Annotated in this window: 9 protein-coding genes; all 9 read right to left on the bottom strand. The window is 67.6% G+C overall.

What is annotated here, in order from left to right:
• Positions 1-38: 38 nt before the first annotated feature.
• On the bottom strand, positions 39-1,196 hold the full coding sequence (gene rodA, locus WD271_16950) for a rod shape-determining protein RodA (GenBank protein ID MEX1009507.1): 1,158 nt from the start codon (positions 1,194-1,196) through the stop codon (positions 39-41).
• Complete coding sequence (locus WD271_16955; protein ID MEX1009508.1) at positions 1,196-3,172, bottom strand: penicillin-binding transpeptidase domain-containing protein; 1,977 nt, start codon at positions 3,170-3,172, stop codon at positions 1,196-1,198. Before WD271_16955 ends, rodA begins: the two co-directional genes overlap by 1 nt.
• Before the next feature lie 97 nt (positions 3,173-3,269).
• Positions 3,270-3,782, bottom strand: a complete 513-nt coding sequence (gene mreD / locus WD271_16960; protein MEX1009509.1) for a rod shape-determining protein MreD — start codon at positions 3,780-3,782, stop codon at positions 3,270-3,272.
• Positions 3,779-4,588: a rod shape-determining protein MreC gene (mreC, locus tag WD271_16965; GenBank protein MEX1009510.1), complete on the bottom strand. Its 810-nt coding sequence runs from the start codon at positions 4,586-4,588 to the stop codon at positions 3,779-3,781. The genes mreD and mreC overlap by 4 nt, the downstream gene beginning before the upstream one ends.
• A gap of 78 nt (positions 4,589-4,666) precedes the next feature.
• Entirely contained in the window at positions 4,667-5,704 is a 1,038-nt protein-coding gene (locus WD271_16970; protein MEX1009511.1) for a rod shape-determining protein, read from the bottom strand.
• A gap of 102 nt (positions 5,705-5,806) precedes the next feature.
• Positions 5,807-6,226, bottom strand: a complete 420-nt coding sequence (gene ndk, locus WD271_16975) for a nucleoside-diphosphate kinase (GenBank protein ID MEX1009512.1) — start codon at positions 6,224-6,226, stop codon at positions 5,807-5,809.
• Between the two features lie 14 nt (positions 6,227-6,240).
• The gene (locus WD271_16980; protein MEX1009513.1) at positions 6,241-7,539 is read right to left on the bottom strand and encodes a Mur ligase family protein; all 1,299 of its coding nucleotides are present in this window, start codon (positions 7,537-7,539) and stop codon (positions 6,241-6,243) included.
• Between the two features lie 45 nt (positions 7,540-7,584).
• Positions 7,585-10,182, bottom strand: coding sequence for a valine--tRNA ligase (valS, locus tag WD271_16985; protein MEX1009514.1), 2,598 nt, complete (start codon positions 10,180-10,182; stop codon positions 7,585-7,587).
• A gap of 9 nt (positions 10,183-10,191) precedes the next feature.
• Positions 10,192-10,746, bottom strand: a 555-nt coding sequence (locus tag WD271_16990) for a hypothetical protein (protein ID MEX1009515.1), incomplete at its 5' end; no start/stop codon positions are given.

The raw sequence follows: 10,746 nt of genomic DNA on the forward strand, positions 1-10,746 counted from the left end.
GAGGCGGGTATCCCGCCTCGCAGAGAGCGAGCGAATGATCAGGTGAAGCGGCGCATGGAGACGTTCACCACGAGTCCGACGCACGCGAAGCTCGTGATGAGCGACGACCCGCCGTAGCTCACGAACGGGAGCGGGATGCCGGTGATCGGCATGATGCCCATCGTCATCCCGACGTTCTCGAACACCTGGAACGCGAGCATCGACAGCACGCCCACGCACACGAGCGTGCCGAAGAAATCACGGGAAAGCCGGGCGGTTCGCCAGGTTCGCCACATCACGATCGCGAAGAGCCCGAGCAGGACGACCGCTCCGAGGAAGCCGAGCTCCTCTCCCACCGACGTGAAGATGAAGTCGGTGTGCTGCTCGGGGACGAAGCCGCCCTGGGTCTGCGAACCCTCGCCGAGACCTTCGCCTCCGAAGCGGCCGTGCGCGATGGCCTGCTTCGACTGCTCCTGGTTGTAGGCGTTGCCTTGCGAGTTCGCGCTGCCCGGGTCGACAAACGACGTGAACCGGTCGATCTGGTACTGCTTCAGGATCCCGAGGTTCGCGACGGCGAACACGCCGGTGATCGCGAGCAGCGCGAGCACGAGGAACTGGCGTCCGGTGATGCCGGCCACCGTGAGCAAACCCGCGATGACCACCACGAGCACGAGCACCGTCCCGAGGTCGGGCTGGAGGAGCACGAGCCCGATCGGCACTGACGCGAGCGCGAGGATCGTCGCCAGACGCCACGCGTCGAGCTCACCGCGGTATTGGTTGCAGTAGCCGGCGAGCGCCACGATGATGCCGAACTTGGCGAACTCCGACGGTTGGAGCGTGAAACCACCGGGGAGCTGGAACCACGCCTGGTGGCCCTTGATGTTCGAGCCGAGCGGCGCGAGCACGGCAAGCAACAGGCCGACGGTCGCGAAGTAGGCGAACATCGAGTGATCGCGCAGACTCCGGTAGTCGATCGCGATCACGGCAACCATGGCCACGATACCGAGCGCGAAGAACATCGCCTGGCGCTTGACGAAGTAGAGCTCGTCACCGGGAACGCGGTGCTGCGTAGTCGACCAGATCATGACGAGACCGATGGCGCCGATCGCGAGCACTGCGCCGACGAGCAGGAAGTCGAAGTGGCGCACCGGCGCGATATCGAGACGAGCGTCGCGGCTCCTCCGCGTACCGATCGCCGGGCGCGTCATCATCGCCATCAGTCGCTCTTCTTCACCGGCGCGGGTGCGTAGCGCACGGGCGCCGGGTCGGGGTTGCCGTTCAGGAAATCCATCACCCGGCGAGCGATGGGCGCGGCGATGTCGGCCCCGAAACCGCCCTGCTCGACCATCGCGACCACCACGTACTGCGGCTGCGCCGGGTCTTTGCCCGGGTTCACGATGCCCGCGAACCACGACGTGTCTTGCTTGCCCTTCCCCGCCTGTGCGGTGCCGGTCTTGCCCGCGACGGGCACGCCGTCGTAGGTGTTGAACGAGAAGAACGCCGTGCCCTCCTGGCTGTTCACTGCGCCGTCGATGCCTGCGAGCACCGGGTCGCGGACCTGGGGCGTCAGGCCGGTGTCGCGCGGAGCCGGCATGGCGACAAGACTGAGCAGCTTCCCGAGCTGGCCCTCCGGCTGCCCGGCAGTGCTGGCGTGGATGCCGACGACGAGCTGCGGGCTGTGGAGCGTGCCGCCGTTGGCGAACGCGGCGTAGCCGTCGGCCAGTTGCAACGGTGTGACGAGCACGTCGCCCTGGCCGACGGCGAGGCTCGCGCTGTCACCCTGCCGCCATGTCCTCGACGTCGGGTCGTCGCTGCTCTTGTTGAGGGCTTGGTTGAACGCGAGATCCGGGATCCGACCCGACTGGTCCCCACCGAGACTGATCCCGGTCGGCACGCCGAAGCCGAACGCGCGCGCGACCTCCTGCATCCCGTAGCCGCGCGGATGGCTGGGCGAATTGTCGCTGCCCTCGTTGGAGTCGTAGACGTACCAGAACTCCTTGCCCACGTTGTAGAAGAACGCGTCGCTCGAGACGGTGAGCGCGCGCGGCAGGTCGACGATGCCGTACTTGATCTTCCGCGCGTTGCACCGCTTCTCGTCGTTCCCGAACAGGACGCAGCCGTCGTCGTAGTACGTCTCGTCCGCAGCACGGATGCCGTACTTGATCGTGGCGATCGACGTGAAGAGCTTGAACGTCGACCCCGGGGCGTACGGGCTGAGCGCGCGATCGATCAGCGGGAGCGACCCGTTCTGGTCGAGATACTCGGCAGGGAGTCCGCCCGCGACGATCACGTTGGGGTCGAAGGTCGGGGCCGATGCCATCGCGACCACTGCACCCGTACGCGCGTCGAGCACGACGACCGCGCCCCCGGTGGCCTGGTAATAGCCACCTCCGTCGGGATCGATCAGGTGGCGTGCTCCCTGCATGCCCTGCTCGAGCGAGTCCGCGGCAACCTTCTGGGCGTCGATGTCGATCGCGAGTTGCACGTCGTGACCGGGCTCTGCCTGTCGGACGATCGACTCGCCCACCTTCACGCCGCGGTTGTCGACGCGCACCTCCTTGAGCTCGGGTGCGCCCCGCAGCTCGGTCTCGAAGGTCTGCTCGATGCCCGCCTTCCCGATGGTGTCGTCGGCTGTGTAGCCCTTCGCCTTCTTGTCGTTGTACTCCTCCGCGTTGATCCGGCCCGTGTAGCCCAACAGGTGCGCCGCGAGCGATCCCGCCGGGTACACACGCAAGAAGCTCGACGTGACGCGAGTTTGGGGGAAGTCGTCCTGGCGCTCCCACACGTACTGCGCCTGATCGACGTTCACACGCTCGGCGACGGTCACTGCTTCGAACAACTCTCTGTTCGGATCGTCGAGACGCTTGTCGACCTCTCCCGTCGAGATGCCGAGGACACGCGCCAGGTTCGGTACGAGCCGGACCCTCGTCGCGTAGGTGAGCTTCTGCCGGTCGACCACCAACGTGGTGACTGCTCGGGTCTCCGCAAGGACGCGTCCCTTGGCGTCGAGGATGCGGCCGCGGAGCGCCGGCACCTGCACCACCTTGTCACCATTCGTCTGCGCGGCGACGGCCAGCTTCTCGCCTCCTGCGACCTGCAGGAACCAGGCCCGGGTGAGCAGCCCCGCGAGCAAAGCGACGACCACCAGCCCGATGACGACGAGGCGTCCCCTCGTGTCGACTTCCTGCCTCACGGCGTCCGTCCGCTCGAACCCGGGTTGGGTCGTCCTTCCGCCGCCACGGCTGGCCATTGTCGCCGATGGGCCGGTGCGAACGCGGGCGCGGTCGGGGTCATCGCGCCACCCGCCAGGTGGATCGGCCCTCGGAGTGCCGTGCAGCCCTGCGAACAAGCGGGAACACGGCGGGCGCGATCAACGCGTCGTAGAACGCAGCAATCGCGACTGTCTTCAAGCTCGAGAGCGAGAGAAAGCCCTCTTGCCCGATCACCGCGCCGACCGAGAGGAACACGAGGCCTCCGAAGAAGCCGCCGATACCGCCGAGCAACGGCGCGATCGCAGGTGGCCTCCGCACCATCCCGGCCTGGAACACGCCCACGGCATACCCGGTGATCGCGTACGACAGTGCGGAGAGCCCGAGCGGCGTGGAGAGGAACAAGTCGATCGCGATTCCCATCACGAAACCGAACCAGGCGCCCGACTCTGCACCCTCGTAGTACGCGACCGCGAGCACGGCCACCAGGCCGACGTCGGGCGCGACGCCGTCGATGCGGAAGTGCGTGAACAGCGTCGTCTGCAGCACGACGCAGGTGACGACGACGAATCCGAGCCGGATTCGTCGGATCATGGTGTGGCCGGCGGTTGGTAACGCAGGACTTTCACGATCGTGAGCCGGTCGAGGTCGACGATCGGCCGGAGCGCGGCTCGTTCGGCGGTCGCAGTGGACGGATCGACCGCGTGGACCACGGTGCCCACCGCCAGGCCTCGCGGGAACGGCGACTCGTTGAGACCGCGCGTGATCGCGTACTCGCCCTTCGCGAGCTTCTGTGTCGAGTCACGGATCTGCAGTTCGAGGAACGTGCTGTCCTTCTGGCCGTTCGCCAGCCCGATCGGACCGAGTGCGCCACTCGGATCGAGGAGCTGCACGCCCACACCGAACTCCGGGTCGTCCATACGCTGCACGGTCGCGCGCGACTTCGACACCGACGTGATCTTGCCGACGAGCGCGCCACCGTGCGCACCGACGACGACCGCCATGTCGTTCGCGATGCCGTCGTCGCTGCCCTTGTCGATCTGGAACGTGCGCTCGAAGTTGCCGGTCGAGCCGTCGACGACGCTGGCGAACACGCTGTCGTAGTCGGCGACGTCGGGTAGGTCGACAAGCTCCTTGACTCCCTGCGCGTCGGCGACCGCCGACTTGTTGGCCGCGATCTGGCTCTCGAGGCCGGCGTTCGCCCGCCGCAGGCGTTCGTTCTCGGATTGCAACTCATCGGCGCGGCCGAGGCTGTCGAAGAAGTCGGTGGCCGGCGAGATCGCATCGTCGGCAAGGTCCTGCAGAGGCGCGATCACGTCCTGGGCGCCGGACCGGAGCGTTGCCACCACGCCGGTGCCCTGTTGATCGAGGGTGATGAGGACGAGGGAGGTGATGATCAACATCACCAGTGTGATTCGGCGGCGGCGATCCTGGCGGTACACAACCATGATTGCAAGGGCGCGCCCACTCGGGCGCGGTCAGTCCTGTGGGCCGGTGCTCAGGACCTGGTGGAGCACGTCGAAGTTCTCGAGGCACTGCCCCGAGCCGAGCACCACCGAGTAGAGGGGGCGCCTTGCCCGGTGGACCGGCATGCCCGTCTCGGCCTGGATGATGTTGTCGAGACCGATGAGCTGCGCGCCGCCGCCGGTGATGACGATGCCGCGTTCCATGATGTCGGCCGCGAGCTCGGGTGGTGTCTTGTCGAGCGTGACCTTCACCGCGTCGACGATCGCGGCCGTGGGCTCTTCGATTGCTTCACGGATCTCCAGCGTAGAGATCACGATGACCTTGGGAAGGCCGCTCACGAGATCTCGGCCGCGCACCTCGGCATAGATCTCCTCCTCGAGCGGCCACGCGCTCGCGAGCTGCACCTTCACTTCCTCGGCGGTGCGCTCGCCGAGCGCGAGTGAATACTCGCGCTTCACGAAGTTGATGATCGCCTCGTCGAACTCGTCGCCACCGACGCGGCTCGACTCGCTCACCACGATGCCACCGAGCGAGATCACCGCAACTTCGGTGGTGCCGCCGCCGATGTCGACGATCATGTTCCCTGCGGGTTCGTGCACCGGGAGCCCGGAGCCGATCGCCGCCGCCATCGGCTCCTCGATCACGAGCACCGGCTTTCGTGCGCCGGCAAACTCGGCGGCTTCCTGCACCGCGCGGCGCTCCACGCCGGTGATCCCCGAGGGGATGCAGATGACCATCCGCGGCTTCGCCCAGCGCCGCTGGTGCACCCGCTGGATGAAGTAGCGCAGCATCTTCTCGCACATGTCGAAATCGGCGATGACGCCGTCCTTCAGCGGGCGGACCGCCTCGATGTAGCCGGGCGTGCGCCCGAGCATGCGCTTGGCTTCGGTGCCGATCGCGATCGGGCGGCCGCTGCGCGTGTCCATCGCGACGATCGAAGGCTCGTCGAGCACGATGCCCTTGCCGCGGACGTACACGAGCGTGTTGGCCGTGCCGAGGTCGACCGCCATGTCACGGCCGACGAAGGACTGGAACCAGGGCTCGGGCACGATAGAGAGTCTCCGGAGGGGGCTCGGTTTGGACCACAGGCTAGTCAAGGTGCCCCTCGACGCGCCGGTGCGACCCCTATTTCCCCGGCCTATTCGCCCGGACTATTTGGCGGGCAGATCCGGAAAGAAGAGCGCGATCTCACGGGCCGCGGTTTCCGCGCTGTCCGAGCCGTGGACCAGGTTCTCAGTGGTTTCGAGGGCGAGATCGCCGCGAATCGTTCCCGGCGCAGCCTCACGCGGCCTCGTGGCACCCATCATCGTGCGGAGCACCTGCCACGTGCCTTCTTCGCCCTCGACGACCATCGCCACGAGCGGTCCGCGTGTGATGAAGGCGACGAGATCGTCGTAGAAGGCCTTGCCGCGGTGCTCTTCGTAGTGGCGGCCCGCGAGGTCGATGTCGATCGTTCGGAGCTCCATCGCGACGATCGTGAGCCCGCGTCGCTCCATGCGGGCCACGATCTCGCCGACGAGCCCCCGCTCGACCGCGTCGGGTTTGCAGAGAACGAGCGTCCTGTCACCCATGATCGGGCGGCAGATTAGTGCAGCAGTGCGGTGCGCGCCGGACCGGCAACGTACAATGAGCCGGCGACGATCACCTGGCCGTCGATCGCGCTCTGCGCGATGGCGTGCCGTACGGCGTCGGCGACACGGTCGATCACGTCGACGCGGTCGGCTGGAACTCCAAGTGCGCGAGCAGCGTCCGCGACGTCTTCCGGATCGCGCGCGCGCGGGATCTCGGGACGGCAGCACACGACGCGGTCGACCTCGCTGACACCGAGAGCGTCGAGCATCTCGCGCGCGTCCTTCTGACGCAGCACGCCGATCACCCACGTGCGTTCGGTGCGCGGGAATTCTTCGTCGAGTGCCGCGCGTATCGCGCGAGCACCGGCGATGTTCTTCGTACCGTCGATGACGACGAGTGGATTGTGCCCGACCACTTCGAGCCTTCCGGGCGACTCGACGGACGCGAACGCGTCCGAGACGATGTCGTAGCCGAGCGGACGATCGAGGAAGCATTCCACGGCCGTGAGCGCGGCGACGGCGTTGTCAGCCTGGTACGCGCCGTGCAGACGAAGAAAGAGCTCGGGGTATGTCGCGTACGGCGTGAAAAGATCCATCACGCGCCCACCGAGTGCGAGCGTGTTGGCGGTGACTCCGAAGTCGGCGTCGCGCACCACGACGCGCTCGGGATTCCGCTCGATGAAGATCGGAACGAGCTCGCGGTCGGTCTCGCCGAGCACGAGCGTGGATCCCGGCTTCACGATGCCGGCTTTCTCGGCGGCGATGTCGCGTCGTGCCGGTCCGAGATACTCCACGTGGTCGAGCTCGACGTTGGTGACCACCGCCACCCGGCCGTCGACGACGTTCGTGGAGTCCCAGGTACCGCCGAGCCCAACCTCGATCACTGCGACATCGACGGCGATGTCGGCGAACCACTCCAAGGCCGTCGCGTTGATGATCTCGAAGTAGCTGGGCCGGTCTGGGAGGAGGGGCTCGATCTCGGCGATGCATCCCAGGATCCGGTCGAGCTCGTCATCGGGGATGGGCTCGCCGTTCCAGGCGATCCGCTCGTTGAAGCGCTCCAGGTAGGGGCTGGTGTCGGTGCCCACCGACAGGCCGGCGTCGACGAGGAGGCCCGTTGCGATGCGCGCCGCGGAGGTCTTGCCGTTGGTACCGGTGATGTGGATGGCGGGGTACTGGAGCTGCGGAGAGCCGAGGAGCTCGATCAACGACTCCATCCTGGAGAGCGGCTCCGGCGACAGCCGCCGCCGGGACCCGACGGGGACACCCACCTTCCGCTCCAGATTTATGTGGTCGTCGAGCCAGGCCCTCACCGCGCGGGGCTCCACCTCGATCCCTACGCCGCCATCATTGGTCGCTCAACTGCGAGCCGGGATACCCGGCTCGCCCCCGTTTCGCTCCGCGTCGGGATCGGCAAGCTCGACGTCGACCCAGAGCTCGTCACCGGCCTCGACGTCGAGCTCGCTCGTGACCCGACCCGCCTCGCGCACGTCGTCGACCGCGAGCTCCAGCGGTCGCGAAAGTTCGGGCGGGAGGTACACGACCGCGCGTGTCACCTCCGTGCGCATGGATCGGTGCGCCGAGCTCTTCGCCTTGCGGATCTCACCCAGTACCGCCGCCGCGACGTCGTAGACGCTCGTGTCAACGCCTTGCACCCCGAGCTCTTCGACGGTCGGCCATGCGGCGCGGTGTACCGAACCCTCTTGCCACCACGACCACACTTCTTCGGTGACAAACGGCAAGTGCGGTGCGAACAACCGCAGCAGCGAGGACAGCGCAAGCGAGAGGGCCGCGCGTGCAGAACGCGCCGCGTCGTCACCCAACGAGCCGTAGGCCCGCTGCTTCACGAGCTCGAGGTAGTCGTCACAGAAGCCCCAGAAAAAGCGCTCAGTGTGTTCGAGCGCACGGGCATAGTCGAAGTCGTCGAACGAGCGTGTGGCGGTGTCGATGACCTCGTGCAACGCCGCGAGCATGGAACGGTCGAGGGGCGAGTCGATCGCACCGGTAGGCGGAGCCTCGTCACCCATGACGCCCAGCGCGAACTTCGACGCATTGAGGATCTTGATCGCGAGCCGGCGTCCGATCTTCATCTCGCCTTCGTCGAAGGCGGTGTCGACACCCGGTCGCGCGCGCACGGCCCAATACCGCACTGCGTCGGAGCCGAAGTCTTCGAGCAACTTCATCGGTGTGACGACGTTGCCCTTGCTCTTCGACATCTTCTTGCGATCGGGATCGAGGATCCAACCGTTGATCGTGGTGTCGCGCCACGGCAGCTCGTGGTGCTCGAAGTGCGAGCGGACGATCGTGTCGAAGAGCCACGTGCGGATGATCTCGGGACCTTGCGGCCGGAGGTCCATCGGGAACGTGCGCGAGAAGAGATCCTGGTCGGTCTCCCATCCGCACGCGATCTGCGGGGTGAGGGACGACGTCGCCCACGTGTCCATTACATCGGGGTCACCGATGAAGCCGCCGGGCTTGCCGCGCTGGTCCTCGTCGAAGCCGTCCGGCGGCTCGCTCGACGGATCGACGGGCAAGCGGTCCTCCGACGCCGGCAAGAGGGCGTCGTAGTCGGGGCTGCCGTCGTCGTCGAGTCGGTACCAGACCGGGAACGGGACGCCGAGGAAGCGCTGCCGGCTGACGAGCCAGTCGCCGTTGAGCCCCTCGACCCAGTGCCGGTAGCGCACGTGCATGTGATCGGGGTGCCAGATCAGCTTCTCGCCGCGTTCGAGGAGCTCTGCCCGGAGCGCGTCGTCGCGCCCGCCGTTCCGGATGTACCACTGACGGGTCGTGACGATCTCGAGCGGCCGGTCGCCATTTTCGTAGAACTTGACCGCGTGCGTCATCGGCTTCGGCTCACCCACGAGATCGCCCGACTCGCGCAGCAGCTCGACGATGCGCGTCTGCGCCTGCTTCACGGTCTTGCCCGCGAGCTCCTCGTATGCGCTGCGCGCGGCGTCCGACCACACCTCACCCGCGAGCTCGGGCGGCGCGGACGCGAGCCGACCGTCCCAGCCCACGACCGCGCGCGCGGGAAGCTGGAGCTCGCGCCACCACGTGACATCGGTGGTGTCGCCGAACGTGCAGATCATCGCCATCCCCGACCCCTTCTCGGGATCGGCGAGCCCGTGGGCACGCACCGGCACCTTCGCGCCGAACAGTGGCGTGAACACCTCGGTGCCGAGCAGTTCTCGGTAGCGCTCGTCGTCGGGATGCGCGACCAGCGCGACGCATGCGGGAATGAGCTCGGGGCGCGTCGTCTCGATGACGACGTCGCCACCAACGCCATCGGCGCGCGCGAACTTGACCGCGTGGTAGGCGGCGGGCGTCTCGCGGTCTTCCAGCTCGGCCTGCGCGACCGCAGTGCGGAAGTCGACGTCCCACAGCGCGGGTGCCTCGGACTGGTACGCCTCACCCCGGGCAAGGTTCCGCAGGAATGCGCGCTGCGCGACCCGCTGCGCGGCCTCGCCGATCGTCGCGTATGTCATCGTCCAGTCGACCGACAGTCCGGCTCGGCGCCAGAGCTGCTCGAACGCCTGCTCGTCTTCGGCGGTCAAGCGGTGGCAGAGCTCCACGAAGTTCCGCCGCGAGATCCGTTCGGGCGTCTTGGGCGGCTTGGCACGTGGCTCGAACTTCGGGTCGTACGGGAGTGACGGGTCGCAGCGCACGCCGTAGTAGTTCTGCGCGCGCCGCTCGGTGGGGAGGCCGTTGTCGTCCCACCCCATCGGGTAGAACACTTCGAGTCCGCGCATCCGCCGCGACCGGGCGATGGCGTCGGTTTGCACGAAGCCGAACACCGAGCCCATGTGGAGCGATCCGCTCACGGTGGGCGGGGGCGTGTCGATGGCGAAGACCTCGGCGCGACGCTTCGACCGGTCGAAGCGGTACGTGCCGTCGGCTTCCCAGGCCGCCGACCACTTCTCCTCGAGCCCCTCCAGGCTCGGCTTCTCGGGCGCCATTGGACGAGTCTACGAAACCGCTCGCGCGGCAGGCGCAACCGAATCGGCGGCTTCGAGGCTCACGCGCTCGCGCTCGGCCGTCATCGCGGACCTGACGAGGAGCCAGACCACGATCGTCCACACGAGACCGGCGAGACCCTCGAGCTGGCGCTGCTGGAACACGAACACCTGGGTCACGAGGATCTCGACGAGGAGACCACGGTCGAACCACCGCAGCGCGTCGAGGCGTGAGCGCCGGAGCCGGATCGCCCCGATGACGATCAACACGCCGGCCACCAGCGACGACACGACGGACGCCCACTCCGCGAACCCGCGGATACCACGCCCGTCGGTCGCGAGACCCACGGCAAAGAGCACCTTGGCCACCGCCATCAAGAGGAGCAACCCGTCCACGACCACGACGAACGAGCCCGACTCCGTGAACCGGAGATACCGGCCCCGGAGCCGGCTCCCGACGCGTGTGACCCATCCGGGCTCGTGCGGGGGCAGCGTTGCGACGTCGACCAGAAGCCCGCGCACCACGACCGCGCGGACGTCGTGCGCGCCGGTCGAGTCGAGGCGCGC

This window comes from Acidimicrobiia bacterium (assembly GCA_040880805.1).
Taxonomy (GTDB): domain Bacteria; phylum Actinomycetota; class Acidimicrobiia; order IMCC26256; family DASPTH01; genus DASPTH01.

What these genes read in the sequence shown, in the direction of transcription:
- rodA (MEX1009507.1), bottom strand. Translation starts at nt 1,196, where the DNA reads ATGGCGATGATGACGCGCCCGGCGATCGGTACGCGGAGGAGCCGCGAC.
- mreD (MEX1009509.1), bottom strand. Translation starts at nt 3,782, where the DNA reads ATGATCCGACGAATCCGGCTCGGATTCGTCGTCGTCACCTGCGTCGTG.
- ndk (MEX1009512.1), bottom strand. Translation starts at nt 6,226, where the DNA reads ATGGGTGACAGGACGCTCGTTCTCTGCAAACCCGACGCGGTCGAGCGG.
- valS (MEX1009514.1), bottom strand. Translation starts at nt 10,182, where the DNA reads ATGGCGCCCGAGAAGCCGAGCCTGGAGGGGCTCGAGGAGAAGTGGTCG.